Below are 810 nucleotides of genomic sequence, written 5' to 3' on the forward strand. Positions count from 1 at the left end.
ATCCCGTACCCGCACCAGATAAAACATATCCCGCTGTTCGGTGTGGGCAAAAATGTTGTAGGATTCATAGCCGCGATCTGCGATAAAGATCGTCTTGCTCCCGGCATCGCATCTGTCGATCATGTCCGCTAGGGCGCGGCACTCGTTATTTTTTCTCCCCGGCTGGATGACGGCGTCGGTATAGCGCCTGCTACATAGATCGTACAGGGCGTTCAAATGGAGTTGATTAAACCCCTTTTCTCCAGGGTTGGACTGAAAATAATTGTCCGGATCCCTTGAATTTCGAGGGATGTTCAAGTCGGTGCCATCACAGGCGAGCAATCGATATCCACGGTATGTTTGGTATTGTGCAAAGGCTTTGTTGAACTCCCGGAAGAGAACCTCTAACGCTTCCGGCAGTATTTTTTGGCGTTGTTGGTTAAAAGCCGAGACCGTTGCAGTGTCAGGATGGTAGTGGAAAAGCTCCAACAATTCTTTTTTCAGGCTGCCGCTTTCCATGGCAATCAGACACCGAATGGTTGTGGCAAAATCAAGCTTTCGTGTTCTTGTAAAATCGCTGCCTGGATTCCGTACAAACGGCCCGGGGCAGGCGGCCATGTTCTGTATTTTTTCCAGCAGTACCTTTTTCACGCTTTCAGAAAACGTCATAGGCGAAACCTCCAAAAATGGATTCATTCAAGGGGCTTCGCCGCATTTTTTTGACTGTTTGTCAACCCTTTTTTGCATTTTTATAAAAAAAGGACCGAGTACATTTTTTCGTACTCGGTCCTTTTCCTGAGTCATGCTCAACTTCTTAACTTAATGACATTG

Annotated in this window: 1 protein-coding gene; it reads right to left on the reverse strand. The window is 47.0% G+C overall.

Annotated elements, in window-relative coordinates:
* On the reverse strand, positions 1-648 hold a 648-nt coding region (locus ALO_RS14210; RefSeq protein ID WP_004096991.1), incomplete at its 3' end, for a transposase.
* Positions 649-810: the final 162 nt, after the last annotated feature.

Origin of the sequence: Acetonema longum DSM 6540 (genome assembly GCF_000219125.1) — a bacterium.
Lineage (GTDB): Bacteria > Bacillota > Negativicutes > Sporomusales > Acetonemataceae > Acetonema > Acetonema longum.